Below are 20,435 nucleotides of genomic sequence, written 5' to 3'. Positions count from 1 at the left end.
CCCGGATTGAGCCGAGGGCGTAGGACGTCCGCCCGGGTGGCATCCCGGAAGCCGGACGGCCCGGCGTTTCCGCCGGGCCGTCCCCAGGTGTCCTGTGCCGGGAGCTAGTCCCGTGCGATCCGCTCGCCGACCTGCTCCTGCGCCGCCTCGTACGGCAGTCGGGAGCCGGCCTGGCCTGCCTGCAGGCGGGCCGTGATGACCAGCGTGCCCTCCTCGATCTGGTAGTCGAGGGGGAGCCCCAGGCCGCGCATCGCCGCGACCATGCCGGTGTTCGAGGCCTGGGTCACGGCGTACACGCTCTCGCAGTTCGCCTCGGTCGCCATCGCCACCAGCCGCTCCAACAGTTCACCGCCGATGCCGCGGCGCTGCCACTTGTCCTCGATGAGCAGCGCGACCTCGGTCTCGTCGCCGTCCCACAGCAGGTGGCCGAGGCCGACGAGGCGTCCCGACGCGGTCTGCACCGCGAGGGTGCGGCCGAATCGCGGGCTGAGCAGATGGTTCAGGTAACGGTCCGCGTCGCCGACCGGCCCGTGGTAGCGCATGCCGAGCGTGCGCGCCGAGCACCGCTCGTGCATCGCCTTCGCGGCTTCCAGGTCGCGTACGTCGGCCCGGCGCACGGTGATCTCGTTGCCCTCGGGCAGCGTCAGCACGTCCTGGCTGTGCGGCACGCGCGGGCCGAGCCGGGCGTCCAGCTCCACCAGCGCCCGCGCCCGGGCGAACTCGGTCGGGGTGAACGGCAGATACGGCCGCTCCACGGTGATCACTCCGCCTTCCGGCGCCCGCAGTCGCATCACGGTGTCCTCCAGCGCCCCCTCCACGGGCACGCCTGCCGGACCGCGGCCACCGCCGACCGGCGTGGCGGGCAGCTGACGGATGGTGCACCGGCCGAGCAACTGCCGTAGCGCGAGAGGCAGTTCGGCCGCGTCCAGGGCGGTGCGGGCGGCCAGGCCCAGGACCCGGGTGGGGGCGTCCACCAGATCGTGGGCGTCGGCCCGCTCGATCCAGGTGTCGGCGCCCCCGGCCAGCGAGACCACCTTGGTGAGCTCGGACGCCATCAGGCCGCCGGGAGCCCGCAGCAGGAACTCGTCCACCGTGCCGTCGGCCAGTGGATGCGTCTGCAGGCTCAGGATGTCGACCTGCCGCCCGGCCAGCGCCGTGCACAGCGCGGCCAGCGACCCCGGTTCGTCCTTCACCGTCGTCCGCATCCGCCACAGCGCGCTCTGACCGGGCACGGTCTCCGGCGTCGCCGACGACTCGGCGGACGGCCCGGCCTGCTGCTCCTGCGGCAGCGACCGGGCGTCGGTATCGCCGGCCGGAGGTGCATGACCGTGGCGGCGTGTCCACCATGTGTGGAACCCCGCGGTGGCGGCGAGGGCGACCGCCGAGATCGCCAGCAGCGCCGGGCCGTCGGGTCCGTGCCCGACCAGGTTCGCCACGCCGTCGGCCACGGCGACGGACGTGAACAGGGCGGCGAGTTCCACGACGTCGCGCCGCCAGTGGTGCACGGGACGGCCGTGCCTCGCACGGGTCACATCAGACATTTCTCGACTCATGCAACCACTGTGGAGGAAACGTGTTGCGTGATCACGAACGCCTTGTGACTGATCGGTAAAGTGTGCTTATGCTCCTTTTGTAGCCGCGTAAACGCTTACGGGGCAGGCGGGCTCGCGGCCTCGGAGCGGCACCGCGCACCGGGGGATGACGCCGGTGCGCGGCCCACGGGAAAGGGTACGGGAGTCACTGGCCGACCCGGCCCGGCTGCAGCACCTGCGTGAACAGTACGGTGCCGTCGTATTCGCGCAGCCGCACCGTCAACTCGCCGCTGTCCCCGTCGATGTCGACCTCGCCGAAGAACTGGTAGCCCTGGGCCGGCGAGACGTTCGCGGTCGTCGGCGCCTTCACGAACACCCGGTCGGGTCCGAACGTGTTGTCGAGAGCGTTGGCCGGGAAGGCGCCGGCGTTGAGCGGGCCGGACACGAACTCCCAGAACGGCGCGAAGTCCTTGAACGCGGCCCGTGACGGGTCGTAGTGCTGGGCGGAGGTGTGGTGCACGTCGGCCGTCAGCCACACGGTGCCGGTGATCCGCCGGTGCTTGATGAACCGCAGCAGTTCGGCGATCTGCAGCTCGCGGCCCAGCGGGGCGCCCGGGTCGCCCTGGGCGACGGCCTCGAAGTTCGGCTTGCCCTCGACGGGGTCGGGCACGACCAGTCCGAGCGGCATGTCGTTGGCGATCACCTTCCACACCGCGCGGGACTTGGCGAGTTCCCGCTTGAGCCACTCCAGCTGCTCGCGGCCGAGGATGCCCACCGGGTCGGTGGTCTGGTTGTCCGGCGAGTTGGCGTTGCGGTAGGTGCGCATGTCGAGCACGAACACGTCCAGCAGCGGGCCGCGGCTGACCTTGCGGTAGATCCGGCCGTCCGGGCGGCCGCTGATGGTGGAGATCGGGAAGTACTCGGAGAAGGCCTGCCGGGAGCGCAGGGCCAGGTCGTCCAGCTTCGTGCCGGCCGGGTAGGGCGTGCCGGTGCCGATGACCTCGCCCGGGTACCAGTTGTTGCGGACCTCGTGGTCGTCCCACTGGATGATGTTCGGCACCTGGGCGTTGAAGCGGCGCAGCGCCTGGTCGAGCAGGTTGTAGCGGAAGTTGCCCCGGTAGTCGTCCAGGGTGGTCGCGACGTGCGACTTCTCCTCGGTGGTGATGTTGCGGTACAGGCTGCCGTCGGGCAGCGCCTGCGTGGCGGAGATGACGCCGTCGGCGTAGATGTTGTCGCCGCTGCACAGGAAGAAGTCCGGGTCGACCTTCGCCATGGCGTCGAAGATCCGGTAGCCGCCGATCGACTCGTTGATGCCCCAGCCCTGTCCGGCCAGGTCGCCGGACCACACGAACTTCACGCCCTGGCGGCGCTTCGCCGGGGCCGTACGGAAGGTGCCGGTCACCGGTTCGCCGGTGCGGCGCGGGTCGTCCGGATCGGCCAGCAGCACGCGGTAGTGGATCTGCTCGCCGGACGGCAGTCCGCGCAGCCGGGTGGTGCCGGTGAAGTCCGAGTCCGCGCCGAGCAGCGGGCCGTGCCATCTGTGCGGGTTGCGGAAGGACTCGGTCGCGGACGTCTCGACGATCATCCGGGCCGGACGGTCGGAGCGCACCCACACCAGACCCGAGTGGCAGGTCACGTCTCCCGCCTGCACACCCCAGTTCGCGCTGGGCCGGCCGGACAGGGCGAACGCCGGTGCCGCGCCGAGGGAGGTGGGCAGGGTCAGGGCCGCGGACGCGGCGAGGGAGCCGCGCAGGACGCTGCGACGACCAGGGAGTGAAAGGGACATAGGGGGCCTCCAGGACGGGATCCGGCCAGTGTGCGGTGCCACAACTACTCGGGCGCCGCAGCGCACACGGAAACCACAAGTGAACAACTGACCACTGAGGCAAGGGAACTGGTGTGCGGTATCAGTGGCTCCGTCGGCGCAAGGGTTGAGCCATCTGCCGGTCAGCCGATGGTCAGACGGCGGTGGCCCGGGCCATCAGTCGTATGCCGTCCTGGATTCGTGCGGGTGGCTGATGCGCGTACCCCAGAACCAGTTGCACGTCCCCGGTCTCGACATGCCTGTGCGTGTAGTCCGCCAGCCCGCGTACGGACACTCCGGCCGCCGTCACCCGATCGAGGAACCGCTCCAGGGGGCCATACCGTTCCGGCAGCCGGGCGATGACGTGGAGTCCCGCCGCGATCCCGGCGACCTCCGCGCCCGGGAAGTGCTCCCGCAGCGCGGCCACGAGCGCATCGCGCCGTTCCCGGTACGCCCGCTGGCAGCGGCGGAGCTGGCGGTCGTAGTCGCCCCGCTCCACGAAGCGGGCGAACAGCGCCTGGTCGATGGTGGGATGGCCGAGGTCCATGGTGCGCTTGCGCTCGACGACCTCCTCGGCCAGCGCCTCGGGCACCAGCAGCCAGCCCAGCCGCAGGCCCGGGGCGAGTGACTTGCTGACCGAGCCCGTGTAGGCCACGTGTTCCGGGTCCAGCCCCTGCAGTGCCCCCACGGGGGCACGGTCGTAGCGGAAGTCCCCGTCGTAGTCGTCCTCCAGGACGAGCCCGTCCACGGACCGCGCCCAGTCGAGCAGTTCGGTGCGGCGGCGCGCGGAGTAGGCGATCCCGGTGGGGAACTGGTGGGAGGGCGTCGTCACCACGGCCCGCACGCCCGAGTCCCGCAGCGCTCCGACGACGATGCCCTCGCCGTCCAGGGGCAGGGGCACGGTGGTGACACCGGCCGAGGCGTACAGGTCGTCGTGCTGGGGGCTGCCGGGATCCTCGACGCCGACCGTGCGCAACCCGCGCGCGTGGAGCGCGAATCCCAGCAACGTCGTCGCCTGCGCCACCCCGGAGACGACCACGATCCGCTCCGGGTCCGCGACCACGCCCCGGCGGCGCGCCAGCAGCTCCGCCAGGGCGGTACGCAGCCGGGGCAGCCCCCGCGGGTCGGGGTAGCCGAGGTCCTGGTGGGGCAGTTCGGCCAGGACCGCGCGCTGCGCCGCGGCCCAGGCGGCGCGCGGGAACAATGACAGATCCGGTGTGCCGGGCACGAAGTCGGCGCGGGCACCGGGAAAGCGCGGGGCGAGATCACGCGCGCGTGGCGGCGCGGCCCGCACGGCACCGCCCACCCAGGTGCCCGCCCCTCGGCCGCTGCGCAGATAGCCCTCCGCCGTCAACTGCTCGTACGCCTCGGTGATCAGCCCCCGCGACACCCCGAGATCGGCGGCGAGATCCCGGCTCGACGGCAGCCGGGTGCCCGGCGCCAGCCTCCCCGTGCGCACCGCCTCGCGCAGCGCCGCCTGCAGCGAACGTCCACGCGTGCGTGCGGGCGCGGAGGCAGCCGGCAGGAGCAGCTCCCAGGCGGGCGAACCCGCGTGACCGGGCCCCGCACCGCCACCCGGCTCAGGAACCCCGTCCCGATTGGTCTCCGATGACGTCATGGAAATGGACCTTAAACCGGACCGCACCGCTGCCTAGCGTCGCTGCCATGAACGCCACCACCACCCGCGCAGCGCTCCTCGCCGCACTCGCCTGTGTCCTCGTCGGTGGGTCCTTCACCGCGAACAGCGTGCTGGGCCACTACCCGTACGCCGGCGGCCAGTTCCTGCGCTACGGCCTCGCCTGTCTGCTGCTGCTCCCACTGACCGGGGCAGGCGCGTCCGGGCGTCTGCGGCTGCTCGCGCCCCGGCAGTGGGCCCGCCTCGCCCTGCTCGCCGCCGTCGGCATGGTCGGCTTCAACCTGGCCGTCATCGCGGCCGAGCGCTCCGCGGAACCGGCGGTACCCGGCGTCTTCGTGGGATGCGCGCCCGTGGTGGTGGCCGTCGTCGTGCCCCTCCTGGAGGGCCGTCGACCTCAACGCCGGGTCCTGTACGGGGCGTTGCTGGTCGCCTGCGGCGCCTTCACGGTTCAGGGGTGGGGGCGTACGGACGGCACGGGGATCGCCTTCTCGGCCTGCGCGCTGGCCGGCGAGGTCGGTTTCGCCGTACTCGCCGTGCCCGTTCTGCCGCCCCTGGGGCCCCGGCTGCTGTCCGCCACGGTGTGCGGCCTGGCCGCGGTCGAGTCCGCGGCGGCCGGACTGCTCGCGGACGGTACGGCGTGGCTGAGGCGTCCCGACACGACCGAGACCGCCGCGCTGCTGTGGCAGGCGGCGGTCGTCACCGTTGTCGGATTCGTGTGCTGGTACATGGGCATGCAGCGGCTCGGCGCCGAGCGCGCCACGCTGTTCTCCGGCCTCATCCCGGTCGCCGCCGCCTGGACGGCCCCGCTCGTCGCAACGGGCTCCTACGGGGCCGTCCAGGCCGTCGGCAGTGCTCTGGTCGGCGCTGGAGTCGCCCTCGGATCGGGCGCGTCGACCTTGAGGCGTGCCGGGTCAGCGGCTGCCGTCGAGGATGACGCGGGCGACCAGCGCCGGGTCGTCGTTCATCGGGCAGTGCCCGCAGCCGGGCAGCCGCACCAGCCGGGCACGGGGGACGATCTGCTTGGCACGCACCCCCTGGCGGCGTACGAGCAGCATGTCCCGGGTTCCCCAGGCCACGGTGACCGGGACGGTGGGGATGTCGTCGGTGAACCGGACGGTGCTGCCGGCCCGGAGGGTCGCATCGAAGCCCGTCGCCTGCGCCAGGGCCAAGGTCTCGGCGACCACCGCCTCGGGTGACCGGCGGCCCGGGCGGGCGTAGATGGTGCTGGTCAGCATGGTGCGCCCGGCCGCCGAGCGGGACAGCCGCTCCACCAGGGGCAGTGGCAGCCGCCGGGAGATGTGCCGCATGGTGAGCAGCACGCCGAAGGCGTAGCGCCGCTCGGCCTCGGACCAGAACCCGGCCGGGGACAGAGCGGTCACCGACCGGGCGAGCCGCTCGTGGCCGAGCTTCAGGGCGAGCAGACCGCCCAGCGAGTTGCCCGCCACATGCGGACGGTCGAGCTCCAGCGCCTCGCAGAACGCGCCGAAGACCGCCGTCGTCGTGGGCAGGTCGTAGGCGAGCCCTTCCGGCAGAGCCGGGGAGGCCCCGAAGCCGGGCAGGTCCACGGCGATCACGTCGCGCTCGGTCGCCAGGATGTCCACCACCGGGTCCCAGGCCTGCCGGTGGTGACCGATGCCGTGCAGCAGGAGCAGCGGTTCGCCGCTGCCCACGCGCGCGTAGGAGACGGTCACGGGCTGCGGGCCGCGTGGAGAGGGGACCTTGAAGGAGACGGTGGCGGACATGGGGGTGCTCCTCGTCTGGGGCTCGCTGACGGACGCCGTGTAGACAGCTTGTCAGCAATTGCTACCGACGGGTAGCCCCTCGGGGGTCGTTCGCCTGGCGGTCGTACGCCTCTCAGTGCCCCCTGCGCACCTCCAGGTTGAAGTCCGCGTGCCCGACATGTCGGAAGAGGTCGAGCCACAGCGGCAGCAGCATCTCCACGCTGCGCGCCGACCGGATGCCGCCCAGGTCGAGCACCCGGTGCGGCGGCCACCCGAACTCCCCGAGCAGAGCGGTGACCTGCTCCTTGGCGCCCGCGTCCGCACCGCACACGAAGACGTGGTGCTCGCCCGGTACCAGCGCGGGATCCACCATCACCTTGCAGTTGACCGTGTTGAGCGTCTTCACCACGCGCGCGTGCGGGAAGGCACGCTGGATCTGCTCGCCCACGCTGTCCGACTCGACGGGGGACAGCCGCATCTCCCCGTCCTCGAACGCCATCGGGTTGGTGACGTCGACGACGACCTTCCCGTCGAGATTCGCCGCCCCGGCCGCCTCCAGCGCGGCGAGCGCCACCCGCCCGCCGACGGCGACCACCACCACCTCGGCGGACGAGGCCGCCTCCGCGAACGTGCCGGCCCGCGCTCCCGCGCCGACGCCGCGCGCCCACTCCAGGGCTGCGGGATTGTCCTTCGTGCGCGAGCCCAACGTCACCTCGTGGCCCAGCTGCGCCAGCCTGCCGCCGAGCGTGCGGCCGACGTCGCCCGTGCCCAGAACCGCGTACCGCATGGCCACCTCCGCATGTCCGGCCGCCGACCGCCGGCGCGCCCGCGGGTCATTCTGCTCCGGGACACGCGGATTTCTCCTAGACATGCCCGGACGCGTCGCATGGGATTAGGGCGTGACCACCGACACCGAGACCGACGTCTTCGAGGAGCACCGCCCCGTCCTGCTGGGCGTCGCCTACCGCATGCTGGGGCGGGTGGCCGACGCGGAGGACGTGGTCCAGGAGGCCTGGTTGCGCTGGTCCGGCGCCGACCGCAGCGACGTGCGCGAACCGCGCGGCTACCTGGTGCGCATCACCACGCGCCTCGCCATCGACCGGCTGCGCCAGGTCAAGGCGCGGGGCGAGACGTACGTCGGCCCGTGGCTGCCCGAGCCCTATGCGACCGACTTCGGGGACACCGTCCCGGACACCGCCGAGCGGGCCGTGCTCGCCGACTCCGTCTCGCTGGCCGTCCTCGTCGTCCTGGAGTCGCTGTCACCCCTGGAGCGGGCGGTGTTCGTGCTCCGCGAGGCCTTCGGCTACCCGTACGCGGACATCGCCGCGATGCTCGATCGCGGTGAGCCGGCGGTGCGCCAGCTCGCCGGGCGGGCCCGCAAGCACGTCGAGGAGCGGCGCCCGCGCTACGAGGTCGATCCCGGCCGGCGCCGGGAGCTGACCGAGCGGTTCCTCGCCGCCGCGGCGGAGGGGGATCTGGAAGGTCTCATGGCGCTGCTCGCGCCCGATGTGCGGCTGGTGGGCGACAGCGGTGGCAAGTCCAGGGCGCCGCTGCGGGTCCTGGAGAGCGCCGACAAGGTGGGCCGCTTCCTCGTCGGCGCGGCCCGGAAGGGCGTGCCGGACCAGTCCTTCCGCTTCATGGAGCTCAACGGCGGTCTCGCGGTCGTCGTCCTGTCCGCGGGCAAGCCCGACAGCGTCTTCCAGGTGGATGTCTTCGAAGGGCGCATCCAGTCGCTCTACATCATCCGCAACCCGGACAAGCTGCGCTCGCTGGACTCCGCGTAGGCGACGAGGACGGTCCCGTACGAACACCTTGTGAACCCTGCGCGGCGAGCGCCCTGTGTCGCGCCCATGGGATCCAGGATTGGTCTTGACCAAGGGTTTGGGCCGCCCTATGGTCGCAGATAAGTGCAACAACCTTTAATAAACAAGGGCGCTAAAACGCCGCCGGACCACGGCGATTGCGGAGGACAGGGTGGGGACCACGCAGTTGGAATCGGTGCCGGAACCGAAGTACTGGCATCTCAAGACCGTGCTCAGCGAGGCACTGGACTCCGAGTTCTCCGTGGGCGAGATCCTGCCCAACGAACGCGACCTGGCCGCCCGCTTCGGCGTCGCGCGTGCCACGCTCCGGCAGGCCCTGGAGCAGCTCGAACTGGAAGGCAGGCTGCAGCGCCGCCGCGGTGTCGGGACGACCGTCGCCCCGCCGCGCGTGGGCGTCGCGGTCGGCACCGAGCAGCAGGACTGGCCGGGGGCCTCCGGGGACGTCTGGCAGGCCGTCGACTGCACGGCCGCGGCCCCGCCCGCGGCGATCGCGGCCGCACTGGAGACGGGCCCGGAGGACACCGTGTACACGGTGCGCCGCTCCCGCGTCTCCCAGGGGCAGCCCGTCGCCGCGGAGCTGCTCTACGTGCCGGAGTCGTCGGTGCCCGAGCTCTCCGCCATAGACGCGCCGTCCGGACCGGCACGCGCGCGTGCCGTGCTGCGTGAGCTGCAGCGCCTGGAGCTGGAGGGCCGGGACAGCGCCGTCGAGCTGGGCTCCGCCCGCGCGGACGACGCCAGGGAACTGGACCGCCTCCCGGGAGCGCCGGTCCTCGTCGTCACGACCCGCTTCCTCGCCGACGGCCGCACGGCGGCGCTCTCCGTCGCCACCTATCGTGCGGACACCTGCCGTCTGACCTTCGGCGACTCGGGCGGCGTGGAGATCCACCAGGGGCCCGAGCGCCAGGCCTCCTGAGCGCCGGCCCCGCCGGACCTGCTGTGCCCCGGAACTCCTCCGGGGCACAGCGCGTTGTGGCGCCGATGGCTCAGCGCCGCGCCGTCACCGTGCCCTCCACCGCGAACAGCTGCTCCTCGACGTGGTCCAGGGCGAGCCGCAGCGCGCCCGTCGCCACCGCCGCCTCGCCCAGCAGTGACAGGGCCACCTTCGGCGGGCGCAGGCAGTAGCGCGCCAACTCGCTGCGCAGGGGCTCCAGCACGCCGTCCAGGCCGGTCGCCCAGCCGCCGACGACGACGAGTTCCGGATCGAGCGCCAGGACCAGGGCGGCCACGTCGTGGACGAGCCGCTGGATGAAGCGGTCGACGGCCGCGCGAGCCCGCTGGTCCCCCTCGCGGGCCTGTGCGAAGACCTCGGCGACGGCCTGTTCGTCGAGCGGGTGCAGCGGCTCGTCCGTGGTGGACAGCAGCGTCTCGGGCGTCACCTCGCGGCCCAGCAGATGCAGCGCGCCGATCTCGCCCGCCGCCCCGCCGTACCCACGGTGCAGCTGCCCGCCGATCAGCGAACCGGCTCCCGGGCTCAGTCCGGCAAGCACGAACACCACGTCGTCGGACTCGGTGGCCGCGCCCTTCCAGTGCTCGGCGACGGCCGCGGCGTTGGCGTCGTTCTCGACCAGCACCGGGCACTTGAAGGACCGGCTCAGTCGCTCGCCGAGACGCAGCCCCGTCCACTCGGGCAGCGCCGCGCACAGCCGCACGGTGCCGTCGGCCTCGACGATGCCGGGGGAGGCGACCCCCACGGCCCGCAGCGAGTCGCGTGCGACCCCGGCGCGGCGCAGCAGTTCGGCCACCGCGGTGCGCAGCCGCTCCAGGCGCTCGTCGGCGGGGGCCGTCTCGTCGACGTCCTTGGCCACCGAGCCCAGCACCCGGCCGTCCAGGTCGGCGAGGAGTGCGGCGACCCGGTGGGAGCCGATGTCCAGGCCCAGCAGATGCCCGGCCTCGGCCCGGAACCGGAAGCGCCGCGCGGGCCGCCCCTGCCGTCGGACCTCGCTCTCGTCGGCTGCCTTCTCGACGACGTAGCCCGCCTCGATGAGCCCCTCGACGACGCCTTCGACGGTCGGCCGGGACAGCCCGGTCACGCGGGTGATCTCCGTCAGTGTCGCCGCGTCCGTGGCACGCAGCGCGTGCAGCACCACCGCGGAGTTGATCCTTCGCAGCAGCGAGGGATCCCCGCCGGTCAGCCGCCCCAACGTCTCGTCCTCCCAGCTCGTGCGCGTGTTGGCCGGATCGTACCGGGTCGCTCCGCTGGGTTGGGCCGCTTGGTAGTGCCGCCATGGGTCGTCTTTTGTCTGGCGCGCCGTCGTGGCCGGTCACGCAGTTCCCCGCGCCCCTTTGGGGGCGCGCTGCGCTCACCCCGGTGCCACGAAACCCGACTCGTACGCTGCGATCACCGCCTGCGTGCGGTCCCGGGCTCCCAGCTTGGCCAGTACAGCGCTGACGTGGGACTTCACCGTCTCCGTGCCGACGATCAGGTGGGTGGCGATCTCGGCGTTCGACAGGCCCCGGGCCATCAGTCGCAGGACCTCGGCCTCCCGGTCGGTCAGGCGAGCCCGGTCCATCGCGGCGCGGGCGGCGCGGTTTCCGCCGCCTGTGCCGTATTCGGCGGCCAACTGCCGTACGGAGGCCGGGAACAGCAGGGACTCGCCCTCGGCGACCAGGCGCACCGCGTGCACGATCTCGGCCGGACGGGCCCGCTTGAGCAGGAACCCGTCGGCGCCCGCCCGCAGTGCCTCGTACACGTACTCGTCGTTCTCGAACGTCGTCACCACGAGGATCTTCGGCGGCTCGTCGACCGTCCGCAGCACCGCGCGCGTGGCCTCGATGCCGTCCATCAGCGGCATCCGTACGTCCATGGCGACCACGTCCGGTCGCAGCTGCCGCACGAGGGGGATCACAGCTGCCCCGTCGGCTGCCTCCCCCACGACCTCGATGTCGGGCTGTGCCTCCAGGACGGCCCGCAGACCGGCGCGTACGAGGGGTTCGTCGTCGACGAGGAGAACGGTCACCGGCATCCGGCCAGCGTAGATCAACTCAACGGCAGCTCTACATGTACCTGCCAGTCGCCTTCGTCCGGGCCGGTTCGCGCGCGACCCCCGAGCAGCGCCGCGCGCTCGCGTATCCCGCGCAGCCCGCTGCCCCGTCCGGGCCCCGCTATGTCGGCGGTCAGCGGGTTGCGGACTTCCAGGGTGAGCGCGCTGCCCGTGACCGCGATGCGGACGCGCACCGGGACGGACCCCGCGTGCCGCAGCACATTGGTCAGGGCCTCCTGGAGGATGCGATAGCCCTCCCGTGAGACCGGGCCGGGTATCGACTCCAGCGCGCCGGACACCTCCGTGTCGATCTTCGCTCCGGATGCGCGCGCGGACTCCAGGAGCCGGTCCGCCTCGGCCAGCGTCGGACGGCTGCTCACCGGGCGCTCCGCCTCGCGCAGTACGCCGAGCACGCGCTCCAGGTCCTCCAGCGCGGCTCGCCCGGTGTCCTCGATGGCACCCAGGGCCCGGTCGGTGAACTCCGGGTCGCCCGCCGCACGGGCCGCGCCCGCCTGCACGACCGCCACCGTGAGGGCATGGCCGATGGAGTCGTGCAGCTCGCGGGCGATGCGGTTGCGCTCCAGGAGCTGATCCGTGCGCTCCTCCAGAGCCGCGAGACGCTCCGCCGCCGACGGGCCGAGGAGTCGGCGCGCGACGGCGGTGATCAACTCGCCCAGGCCGACCACGGCCCCGTAGAGCGCGAGCAGCGGCAGTGGCACCAACAGGGCGTAGGTCCAGTGCGGTTGGGCCTCGCTCAGCAGCGGGAAGCCGTTGCCCGGCGCGTGTCCGAGCGCGATGCGGACCAGATCGTAGACCAGGGCCGGCAGCCAGACGCAACTCGCCATCGCCACCGCGCCCAGCCCCATCCGCACCTCGAGCCACAGCACGGTGCGCAGTCGGTCGCGCCATGTCGCGGACGGGTTCACGGAGATCCCCGAATCCTGCTCGCCCGGCGTCAGCAACAGCCGCGCCTGCACGCCCTCGCCCATCCGCACGGCAGGGATGAGCCCGACCGGAACCAGGACAGCCGCAGGCACCCAAGGCGTCGACATGTCGATGAACAGCCACACGCTGACGACGAGCATCGGCACCCAAAGGTGCAGCAGACGTGTGTACGTAGTCCCCCGGAGCAACGGGCGCAGAAGGCGGGCCATTTCGTCATCGTGCCAGCCGCCACTGACAACGGACCTCCCCCGCGTGGGGGAGCCGCTCTCCACCGGCGGGGGAGGAGATGACCCTGCCCGAGCGGCGACGCTGCTCTCATGACCAGCATCGACGTCCAGAACCTGACCAAGGAGTACGGCGGCAGGCGCGCCGTGGACGACCTGACCTTCAGCGTCCGCCCCGGCCGTGTCACCGGCTTCCTCGGCCCCAACGGCGCCGGAAAGTCCACCACCATGCGGCTCGTCCTCGGTCTCGACCGGCCCACCTCCGGCTCCGCCACGATCGGCGGCCGCCCCTACGCCGCGCTGCACGAACCGCTGCGCCACGTCGGCGCCCTGCTCGACGCACGGGCCGCGCACGGCTCCCGTACCGGCCGCGACCACCTGCGCCTGCTGGCGGCCGGCAACCGCATCCCGCAGCGCCGGGTGGACGAGGTGCTCGCGGAGACCGGGCTCGCATCGGTGGCGCGGCGCCGCGTGAAGACGTACTCCCTCGGTATGCGCCAGCGCCTGGGCATCGCCGCCGCGCTGCTGGGCGAGCCCGAGGTGGTCATGCTGGACGAACCCTCCAACGGCCTCGACCCCGAGGGCATCATCTGGATCCGCGCGTTGCTGCGCCGGCTCGCGGGCGAGGGCCGTACGGTCCTGGTCTCCAGCCATCTCATGAACGAGACCGCGTCCTTCGCCGACCACCTCGTCGTCCTGGGGCGCGGACGCCTGCTGGCCGACACCCCGATGCGGGAGTTCATCGACGCGCGCGTGCAGCCGCGCGTACGGATCCGGACGACGGACCCCACGGTGCTCAAGAGCACGCTAGCCCGGCACGGCCACGACGCCGTCGAGCACGAGGACGGCCACTGGATCGTCGATCACGCACGCGTGGACGACATCGGACGCCTCGCCTCCGCCGCCGGTGTGCCGCTCCTCGAACTCGCCACGGAGGAAGGCACGTTGGAGCAGGCCTATCTGGAGCTCACCGGCGCAGAAACCGAGTTCACCGCACAGACCCAGGAGGCCTGACCATGGAATTCACGCCCGTACTCCACTCGGAGTGGCTCAAGATCCGTACGCTGCGCTCGCTCGTCGGCACTCTGGCCGCCGTCCTGCTCGCCACCACCGCGTTCTCGGCCCTCGCCGGAACCGACACCGAAGGAGCGGACTTCGACCCGCTGTTCTCGGTGTTCTTCGGCGTCAGTTTCGGGCAGATCGCCGCGATCGCGTTCGGCACGACCGCCGTGTCGTGCGAATTCCGGGGCGGGGCCCTGCACGTCACGCTGGCCGCGGTCCCGCGGCGTGGCCGGTGGTTCGCTGCCAAGACCGTGACGATCGCCGCCTCCGTGCTGGCGGTGGGTCTGGTGACGGGAGTGATGAGCCTCGCGGTCGGCAAGGCGGTTCTCGGGGCGAAGTCGGACGGGCTGACCTGGGGCGAGGAACTGCGTGGAGTCGTCGGTTGCGCCGTCTATCTGACGCTGATGGCGCTGCTCGCGGCGGGCTTGACGGCCGTGCTGCGCAGCGGCGTCGCCACGCTGAGCATCCTCATCCCGTTCCTGCTCATCGTGTCCTTCGTCATCGGGGACATGTCGGGCTCCGTGGCGGACGTGCTGCCGGACCGGGCGGGGCAGGTGGTGTTCCACGAGACGTGGGACGGCGCGCTCGGTCCGTGGACCGGGCTCGGGGTGACGGGGCTCTGGGCGGGGACGGCGTTGCTGGCGGGGCTGTGGAGCGTGCGGCGGAGGGACGCCTGACAGCCCGCCAATTGTCAGTGGCAGGCGGAATACTGGATCACATGGACATCGCGAAATGCCTCGACCTCGTCGACGAACTGTGGTCCCGGGACGTGGACGGGCCGGGTCACGACATGGTCGTGTTAGGGGCGGGCAACGGTGACTGCCCGGAGGGCCACCTGACAGCGGATGACGTCTATGCCCTGGAAGGAGCACTCACGGAGCAGTTGACCGCCCGGGGAGGAGCGCCGGTCCGTTGGGGGACGGGGACCTTCCAGGAGCGCATGAGCCGGGGGGAGGAGATACCCGAGCCCTGGGCGCGTCTCGCCGTCGAGGCCGTGGAGCTTCGGGGCTGGGAGAACGCCACCGGGCGCTGGCTCATCGTCGCCGTGGCCGACGCGGACCCCGAGGCCGAGGTCCGCCTGCTCCTCGCCGCCACGAACGTCGCCCCGGTCTGACTCGTCACCCTTCCGCCGCCACCCTCAGCCGCCCGAACTCCTCCGCCATCGTCTGCGCGGTCCAATGCGCGTTCAGCCCACTCGGGTTGGGCAGCACCCACACTCGCGTGTCCCCGATCACCCGCTGCTGCGGCCCCACCTGGGCCTTGCGGTCGTCGAATGCGACCCGGTACGCGGTGACCCCCACGACCGCCAGCCACCGTGGCTTCAGCCGGGCCACCTTGAGCGTCAGCTGCCGCCCGCCCTCGCGGTACTCCTCCGCACTCAGCTCGTCGGCCCTCGCGGTCGCCCGGGCCACCACGTTCGTGATGCCGAGCCCGTGCGACGGCAACTCCAGCTGTTCCGACGGCTTCATGAGCCGCGGTGTGAAGCCCGACAGGTGCAGCACCGGCCAGAAGCGGTTGCCCGGCCGGGCGAAGTGATGGCCGGTCGCCGCCGTCATCAGACCGGGGTTGATGCCGCAGAACAGAACATCGAGGCCGTCCGCGACCACGTCCGGGACGAGGCGGTCGCGGGCGGCCTCCAGTTCCGCCGGGGTGAAGCGGGTCAGAGGATCGCCCCCGGCGTGTAGCCCGCGGCCTCCGGGTGCTGCTTGACGATCTCCTCGATGCGGCCGACAACCGTGGCGACCTGGTCGGCGGCGGCCCCCGTGAAGGACAGCTTGTCGGCCATCAGCGCGTCCAGCTGGGCGCGGTCGAGCGGGATGCGCTCGTCGGCGGCCAGCTTGTCCAGGAGCTCGTTGCGCTCGGCGCCCTGCTCACGCATCGCGAGGGCGGAGGCGACGGCGTTCTCCTTGATGGCCTCGTGCGCCAGTTCACGGCCGACGCCCGCACGCACCGCGCCCATCAGCACCTTGGTCGTGGCCAGGAAGGGAAGGTAGCGGTCCAGTTCGCGGGCCACGACCGCCGGGAACGCGCCGAACTCGTCGAGCACCGTCAGGAACGTCTCCAGCAGACCGTCCAGTGCGAAGAACGCGTCCGGCAGCGCCACCCGGCGCACCACCGAGCAGGACACGTCGCCCTCGTTCCACTGGTCGCCGGCCAGCTCGCCGGTCATCGACGCGTAGCCGCGCAGGATGACCATCAGGCCGTTGACGCGCTCGCAGGAGCGGGTGTTCATCTTGTGCGGCATCGCCGAGGAGCCGACCTGACCCGGCTTGAAGCCCTCGGTCACCAGCTCGTGCCCGGCCATCAGACGGATCGTCTTCGCGAGCGAGGAGGGGGCCGCCGCCAGCTGCACCAGGGCGGTCACGACCTCGTAGTCCAGCGAGCGCGGGTAGACCTGGCCGACCGAGGTGAAGGCCTGCGAGAAGCCGAGGTGCCGGGCGATCCGGTTCTCCAGGTCGGCCAGCTTGCCCGCGTCGCCGCCCAGCAGGTCCAGCATGTCCTGCGCCGTGCCGACCGGGCCCTTGATGCCGCGCAGCGGGTAGCGGCCCAGGAGCTCCTCGACCCGGCCGTACGCGACGAGCAGCTCGTCGGCGGCGGTCGCGAAGCGCTTGCCGAGGGTGGTGGCCTGCGCCGCCACGTTGTGGGAGCGGCCGGCCATGACCAGCTCGCCGTACTCGCCCGCCAGCTTGCCCAGGCGCGCCAGGACCGCCACCGTACGGTCGCGCATCAGCTCCAGCGAGAGCCGGATCTGCAGCTGCTCGACGTTCTCGGTGAGGTCGCGGGAGGTCATGCCCTTGTGGACCTGCTCGTGGCCGGCGAGGTCGTTGAACTCCTCGATCCGGGCCTTCACGTCGTGGCGCGTGACCTTCTCGCGCTCGGCGATGGAGGCCAGGTCGACGGTGTCCAGGACACGCTCGTAGTCGGCGATCGCCGCGTCCGGCACCTCGATGCCGAGGTCCTTCTGGGCTCGTAGCACGGCGAGCCAGAGCTGCCGCTCCAGCTTCACCTTCTGCTCGGGGGACCAGAGCGTGGCGAGCTCGGCGGAGGCGTAGCGTCCGGCGAGGACGTTCGGGATGCGGGGCTTGGCGGGCGCAGAAGTCACGTGTACGGATTCTACTGGCGAATCGTGCAGGCCAGCGCCGTGGGTGCGTTCGGTGGAACCTACGAATGTTCTCGCCCCCGCCGCCCCTTCCCGTCCCGTACCGGGGGCCAGCCCCCGGACCCCCGCTCCTCAAACGCCGGAGGGGCTGGATTTTGCCGGGCGGGGCTTGATCTATTCAGCTCGTCCGGCGTTTGAGGACGAGGCCGTTCAGGCCGAAAGCGGGGGTCTGGGGGCGGCAGCCCCAGGGACGGGACGGGAAGGGGCGGCGGGGGCGAAACCCCCTCTTACGCCGCCGGCCCCTCATACGGCAGCAGTTCCGGCCGCTTGGCCGGGCGGCCGTCGCCCGAGGAGCGGCCCGTCAGGCGGCGGCCGATCCACGGGAGCAGGTGCTGACGGGCGAAACGGACGTCCGCCACCCGTCGCGCGGCCCACCCCGGAGGCGGGGTCGCCGCCATGGGCGTGTGCCACTCGGCGTCCTCGGGGTCGTAGCCCAGCGTCTGCCAAACGGCCTCGGCGACCCTGCGGTGCCCCTCCGCCGTCAGGTGCAGCCGGTCGACGTCCCACATGCGCGGGTCGGCGAGTGAGGGGGCCCCGTACAGGTCCACGACCACCGCGCCGTGCTGTGCGGCGAGCTCGTCGACGGTGGCGAAGAGTTCTTCCATGCGCGGCCGGAAGCGGTCCAGGACCGGTCCCTGCCGACCGGGGCTGCGCATCAGCACCAGCTGCTTGCAGGCCGGAGCCAGCCGCTCCACGGCCTCGGTGAGCAGACTCCGTACCCGCCCCATGTCGCACTTCGGCCGCAGGGTGTCGTTGAGGCCGCCCACCAGCGTGATCACGTCGGGCTGCATGGCGGCCGCCACGTCGACCTGCTCGTCGACGATCTGCCCGATCAGCTTGCCGCGCACCGCGAGGTTGGCGTACCGGAACCCGGGGCTGACCGCGGCCATCCGCCCGGCGAGGAGATCGGCCCAGCCCCGGTAGGAGCCGTCGGGCAGCAGGTCCGACATGCCCTCGGTGAAGGAGTCGCCGACCGCGACCAGGCTGGTGTGTATGGGGTTCTTCTGCATGGCGGAAGAGATGGTATCCCGGCTCCATACCCGTCGGTCGGTCGGCCCTGCTCGCTCGCGGGAAGGCTCAGGTCCGCTGTCCGAACAGCTCCTGCAGCACGTCCTCCATGGTCACAAGACCGGCCAGCCGGCCGTCGCCGCCGAGGACGGCCGCCAGGTGCGTGCGGCTGCCGCGCATCGCCGTGAGCACGTCGTCCAGGGGTGTGCCTTCCCGTACGCGCGCGATGGGCCGCATGTCCCGCACCCGGAACGGCACGTCCCGGCCGGGGGCGTCCAGGGCGTCCTTGACGTGCAGATAGCCGACGATGCGACGGCCCTCGTCCACCACCGGGAAGCGGGAGAAGCCCGACTGGGCCGACAGCCGCTCCAGCTCCTCCGGGGTGACGCCCACGCGCGCGTAGACGACGCCTTCCAGCGGGAGCACCACGTCGCGCACCGGGCGCCGGCCCAGCTCCAGTGCGTCGTGCAGCCGCTCCAGCGCACGGTCGTCGATCAGCCCCGCCTCGCCCGAGTCCCGCACGATCCGGGCGAGCTCGGCGTCCGAGAAGGTGGCCGCGACCTCGTCCTTGGTCTCCACCCGCAGCAGCTTGAGCAGGGCGTTCGCGAAGGCGTTGATCGTGAAGATCACCGGGCGCAGCGCCCGCGCCAGGGCGACCAGCGGCGGCCCGAGCAGCAGCGCGCTGCGCACCGGCTCCGCGAGCGCGATGTTCTTCGGCACCATCTCGCCGAGCAGCATGTGCAGATAGGTCGCCAGGGTCAGCGCGATCACGAAGGACACCGCGTGTCCCGCGGACTCGGGCACGCCCACGGCGTGGAACACCGGCTCCAGCAGATGCGCGATGGCCGGTTCCGCGACCACACCCAGGACCAGCGTGCACAGCGTGATGCCGAGCTGCGCGGCTGCCATCAGGGCGGACACGTGCTCCAGGCCCCACAGCACGCTCTTGGCCCGCCGGTCGCCCTCCGCGTCTCCTTCCACATACTGCTCGATCTGCGAACGCCGTACGGAGATCAGCGCGAACTCGGCGCCGACGAAGAAGGCGTTGACGACGAGGGTCGCAAGGCCGATCAGCAGCTGTACCGCGGTCACTTCGCGCCCTCCCGGTTCGTCGTCCCGTCCGTCTCGTCCTCGAAGGGGGCGTGCATCAGCACCCGTGCGGCCCTGCGTCCCGAGGCGTCCACCACGTCCAGCCGCCATCCGGTGACCTCGACGGAGTCGCCCACGGCCGGGATGTGGCCGAGCTCCGTCGCGACGAGACCGGCCAGCGTCTCGTACGGCCCCTCCGGCGCCCTGAGGCCGACACGCACGAGCTGGTCCAGCCGGGCCGAGCCGTCGGCCGAGTACAGCGCACGGCCCGCGTCGTCGCTGCCAGCGGGGGCCAGGTCGGGCGTCTCGTGCGGGTCGTGCTCGTCCCGCACCTCGCCGACGACCTCCTCGACGATGTCCTCCAGGGTGGCGACGCCCGCGGTGCCGCCGTACTCGTCGATGACGACGGCCATGGTGCGCTTGCCGGACAGCCGGTCGAGCAGCCGGTCGACCGTCAGGGTCTCGGGGACGAGGAGCGGTTCACGCATCAGCTCGGAGACGTGGGTGTGCCTGCGGCGGTCGGCCGGTATCGCCAGGACGTCCTTGATGTGCGCGGTGCCCACGACCGAGTCGAGACTGCCGCGGTAGACCGGGAAGCGGGACAGCCCGGTCGCCCGGGTCGCGTTCGCCACGTCCTCGCAGGTGGCCTGGACGTCGAGGGCGATGACCTGGACGCGGGGCGTCATCACGTTCTCCGCGGTCAGGTCGGCGAGGTTCAGGGTCCGTACGAACAGCTCCGCGGTGTCCGCCTCCAGGGCGCCCTCCCTGGCGGAGTGCCGGGCCAGCGCGGCCAGCTCCTTGGGGCCGCGCGCCGAGGCCAGCTCCTCGGTGGGCTCCAGGCCGAAGCGGCGCACCACGCGGTTCGCCGCGTTGTTGAGGTGGCTGATGAAGGGGCGGAAGACCGCACTGAACAGTCGCTGCGCGTTGCCGACCCGCTTGGCGACGGCCAGTGGGGAGGAGATGGCCCAGTTCTTGGGGACCAGCTCGCCGACGACCATCAGGAAGACGGTCGACAGGGCCGTGCCCAGCACCAGGGCGAGCGAGCTCGCCGCCGAGGGCGAGATGCCGAGTGCCTCCAGCGGGCCCGCGATCAGCTTGGCGATCGACGGTTCGGCGAGCATGCCGACGACCAGGTTGGTGACGGTGATGCCGAGCTGCGCGCCGGAGAGCTGGAACGTCAGGCTCCGGACGGCCTTCAGGGCGCCCGCCGCGCCCCGCTCGCCGCGCTCGACGGCCCGCTCGAGCTCGGCCCGCTCGACCGTGGTCAGCGAGAACTCGGCCGCGACGAAGGCGCCGCAGGCGAGCGAGAGCAGGATCGCCACCAGCAGGAGGAGCACTTCGGTCATCGGGTCACCTCCGTCCCATCGTCGGACAGGGGCGGGAGGAACGCGCGATGTCGTGTACTGCGCGCACTACTGGGAGGCTCGCCCATGGGCGGACGCTCACACCT

Annotated in this window: 18 protein-coding genes and 1 pseudogene; 6 read left to right on the top strand and 13 right to left on the bottom strand. The window is 72.2% G+C overall.

Features of this window, described 5'->3' with window-relative positions:
• Positions 1-104 precede the first annotated feature (104 nt).
• From ACWDAG_RS29750 to pdxR, 3 genes are all read right to left on the bottom strand, one after another.
• The gene (locus ACWDAG_RS29750) at positions 105-1,541 is read right to left on the bottom strand and encodes a GNAT family N-acetyltransferase (RefSeq protein ID WP_450698630.1); all 1,437 of its coding nucleotides are present in this window, start codon (positions 1,539-1,541) and stop codon (positions 105-107) included.
• A gap of 196 nt (positions 1,542-1,737) precedes the next feature.
• Positions 1,738-3,318: an alkaline phosphatase D family protein gene (locus tag ACWDAG_RS29745; protein ID WP_450698629.1), complete on the bottom strand. Its 1,581-nt coding sequence runs from the start codon at positions 3,316-3,318 to the stop codon at positions 1,738-1,740.
• A gap of 172 nt (positions 3,319-3,490) precedes the next feature.
• Positions 3,491-4,954: a MocR-like pyridoxine biosynthesis transcription factor PdxR gene (pdxR, locus tag ACWDAG_RS29740; protein ID WP_450698628.1), complete on the bottom strand. Its 1,464-nt coding sequence runs from the start codon at positions 4,952-4,954 to the stop codon at positions 3,491-3,493.
• On the opposite strand from pdxR, the pseudogene ACWDAG_RS29735 reads away from it, so the two are divergent.
• Positions 4,945-5,358 (top strand): annotated as a pseudogene (locus ACWDAG_RS29735) (hypothetical protein); the annotation flags it as partial. The gene pdxR and the pseudogene ACWDAG_RS29735 sit on opposite strands and share 10 nt — an antisense overlap.
• Before the next feature lie 525 nt (positions 5,359-5,883).
• Here the strand turns inward: ACWDAG_RS29735 and ACWDAG_RS29730 are convergent.
• Positions 5,884-6,714, bottom strand: a complete 831-nt coding sequence (locus tag ACWDAG_RS29730) for an alpha/beta fold hydrolase (protein WP_450698627.1) — start codon at positions 6,712-6,714, stop codon at positions 5,884-5,886.
• A gap of 112 nt (positions 6,715-6,826) precedes the next feature.
• On the bottom strand, positions 6,827-7,480 hold the full coding sequence (locus ACWDAG_RS29725) for an NADPH-dependent F420 reductase (protein WP_450698626.1): 654 nt from the start codon (positions 7,478-7,480) through the stop codon (positions 6,827-6,829).
• 112 nt (positions 7,481-7,592) lie between these two features.
• Here ACWDAG_RS29725 and ACWDAG_RS29720 point away from each other — a divergent pair, with 112 nt between their 5' ends.
• Together ACWDAG_RS29720 and ACWDAG_RS29715 are read left to right on the top strand one after the other, a co-directional pair.
• Complete coding sequence (locus ACWDAG_RS29720) at positions 7,593-8,477, top strand: RNA polymerase sigma-70 factor (RefSeq protein ID WP_450698625.1); 885 nt, start codon at positions 7,593-7,595, stop codon at positions 8,475-8,477.
• A gap of 190 nt (positions 8,478-8,667) precedes the next feature.
• The gene (locus tag ACWDAG_RS29715; RefSeq protein WP_450698624.1) at positions 8,668-9,429 is read left to right on the top strand and encodes a GntR family transcriptional regulator; all 762 of its coding nucleotides are present in this window, start codon (positions 8,668-8,670) and stop codon (positions 9,427-9,429) included.
• Positions 9,430-9,499: 70 nt separating this feature from the next.
• On the opposite strand, the gene ACWDAG_RS29710 is transcribed toward ACWDAG_RS29715, so the two are convergent.
• The 3 genes from ACWDAG_RS29710 to ACWDAG_RS29700 form a co-directional block, all read right to left on the bottom strand.
• Positions 9,500-10,657: an ROK family transcriptional regulator gene (locus tag ACWDAG_RS29710; protein ID WP_450698623.1), complete on the bottom strand. Its 1,158-nt coding sequence runs from the start codon at positions 10,655-10,657 to the stop codon at positions 9,500-9,502.
• 159 nt (positions 10,658-10,816) lie between these two features.
• The gene (locus tag ACWDAG_RS29705; RefSeq protein WP_450698622.1) at positions 10,817-11,479 is read right to left on the bottom strand and encodes a response regulator; all 663 of its coding nucleotides are present in this window, start codon (positions 11,477-11,479) and stop codon (positions 10,817-10,819) included.
• 14 nt (positions 11,480-11,493) lie between these two features.
• Positions 11,494-12,651, bottom strand: a complete 1,158-nt coding sequence (locus ACWDAG_RS29700; RefSeq protein WP_450698621.1) for a sensor histidine kinase — start codon at positions 12,649-12,651, stop codon at positions 11,494-11,496.
• Positions 12,652-12,759: 108 nt separating this feature from the next.
• On the opposite strand from ACWDAG_RS29700, the gene ACWDAG_RS29695 reads away from it, so the two are divergent.
• Genes ACWDAG_RS29695 through ACWDAG_RS29685 form a run of 3 tightly spaced genes read left to right on the top strand, consistent with a single transcriptional unit; the run spans position 12,760 to position 14,842 of the window.
• Positions 12,760-13,680, top strand: a complete 921-nt coding sequence (locus ACWDAG_RS29695; RefSeq protein WP_450698620.1) for an ABC transporter ATP-binding protein — start codon at positions 12,760-12,762, stop codon at positions 13,678-13,680.
• Between the two features lie 2 nt (positions 13,681-13,682).
• On the top strand, positions 13,683-14,405 hold the full coding sequence (locus ACWDAG_RS29690) for an ABC transporter permease (protein WP_450698619.1): 723 nt from the start codon (positions 13,683-13,685) through the stop codon (positions 14,403-14,405).
• Positions 14,406-14,446: 41 nt separating this feature from the next.
• Entirely contained in the window at positions 14,447-14,842 is a 396-nt protein-coding gene (locus tag ACWDAG_RS29685) for a hypothetical protein (protein WP_450698618.1), read from the top strand.
• Between the two features lie 4 nt (positions 14,843-14,846).
• On the opposite strand, the gene mug is transcribed toward ACWDAG_RS29685, so the two are convergent.
• The 5 genes from mug to ACWDAG_RS29660 all read right to left on the bottom strand — a co-directional run bounded on the left by mug (position 14,847) and on the right by ACWDAG_RS29660 (position 20,331).
• Positions 14,847-15,392, bottom strand: a complete 546-nt coding sequence (gene mug / locus ACWDAG_RS29680; protein WP_450698642.1) for a G/U mismatch-specific DNA glycosylase — start codon at positions 15,390-15,392, stop codon at positions 14,847-14,849.
• Positions 15,389-16,831, bottom strand: a complete 1,443-nt coding sequence (purB, locus tag ACWDAG_RS29675; protein WP_450698617.1) for an adenylosuccinate lyase — start codon at positions 16,829-16,831, stop codon at positions 15,389-15,391. The genes mug and purB overlap by 4 nt, the downstream gene beginning before the upstream one ends.
• Positions 16,832-17,115: 284 nt before the next feature.
• The gene (locus tag ACWDAG_RS29670; RefSeq protein WP_450698616.1) at positions 17,116-17,898 is read right to left on the bottom strand and encodes an SGNH/GDSL hydrolase family protein; all 783 of its coding nucleotides are present in this window, start codon (positions 17,896-17,898) and stop codon (positions 17,116-17,118) included.
• Between the two features lie 67 nt (positions 17,899-17,965).
• Positions 17,966-18,988 (bottom strand): hemolysin family protein, encoded by a 1,023-nt coding sequence (locus tag ACWDAG_RS29665; protein WP_450698615.1) that lies wholly within the window; start codon positions 18,986-18,988, stop codon positions 17,966-17,968.
• Positions 18,985-20,331: a hemolysin family protein gene (locus ACWDAG_RS29660; protein ID WP_450698614.1), complete on the bottom strand. Its 1,347-nt coding sequence runs from the start codon at positions 20,329-20,331 to the stop codon at positions 18,985-18,987. Before ACWDAG_RS29660 ends, ACWDAG_RS29665 begins: the two co-directional genes overlap by 4 nt.
• Between the last annotated feature and the right edge of the window lie 104 nt (positions 20,332-20,435).

This window comes from Streptomyces sp. NPDC001157 (genome assembly GCF_053598255.1).
Note: the sequence above shows the minus strand (reverse complement) of the source record. Positions and strands in the feature narration are given on the sequence as shown.

What these genes read in the sequence shown, in the direction of transcription:
- ACWDAG_RS29700 (WP_450698621.1), bottom strand. Translation starts at nt 12,651, where the DNA reads ATGGCCCGCCTTCTGCGCCCGTTGCTCCGGGGGACTACGTACACACGT.
- pdxR (WP_450698628.1), bottom strand. Translation starts at nt 4,954, where the DNA reads ATGACGTCATCGGAGACCAATCGGGACGGGGTTCCTGAGCCGGGTGGC.
- ACWDAG_RS29690 (WP_450698619.1), top strand. Translation starts at nt 13,683, where the DNA reads ATGGAATTCACGCCCGTACTCCACTCGGAGTGGCTCAAGATCCGTACG.
- ACWDAG_RS29695 (WP_450698620.1), top strand. Translation starts at nt 12,760, where the DNA reads ATGACCAGCATCGACGTCCAGAACCTGACCAAGGAGTACGGCGGCAGG.
- ACWDAG_RS29750 (WP_450698630.1), bottom strand. Translation starts at nt 1,541, where the DNA reads ATGTCTGATGTGACCCGTGCGAGGCACGGCCGTCCCGTGCACCACTGG.
- ACWDAG_RS29685 (WP_450698618.1), top strand. Translation starts at nt 14,447, where the DNA reads ATGGACATCGCGAAATGCCTCGACCTCGTCGACGAACTGTGGTCCCGG.
- ACWDAG_RS29660 (WP_450698614.1), bottom strand. Translation starts at nt 20,331, where the DNA reads ATGACCGAAGTGCTCCTCCTGCTGGTGGCGATCCTGCTCTCGCTCGCC.
- ACWDAG_RS29705 (WP_450698622.1), bottom strand. Translation starts at nt 11,479, where the DNA reads ATGCCGGTGACCGTTCTCCTCGTCGACGACGAACCCCTCGTACGCGCC.
- ACWDAG_RS29745 (WP_450698629.1), bottom strand. Translation starts at nt 3,318, where the DNA reads ATGTCCCTTTCACTCCCTGGTCGTCGCAGCGTCCTGCGCGGCTCCCTC.
- ACWDAG_RS29670 (WP_450698616.1), bottom strand. Translation starts at nt 17,898, where the DNA reads ATGCAGAAGAACCCCATACACACCAGCCTGGTCGCGGTCGGCGACTCC.
- ACWDAG_RS29730 (WP_450698627.1), bottom strand. Translation starts at nt 6,714, where the DNA reads ATGTCCGCCACCGTCTCCTTCAAGGTCCCCTCTCCACGCGGCCCGCAG.
- ACWDAG_RS29725 (WP_450698626.1), bottom strand. Translation starts at nt 7,480, where the DNA reads ATGCGGTACGCGGTTCTGGGCACGGGCGACGTCGGCCGCACGCTCGGC.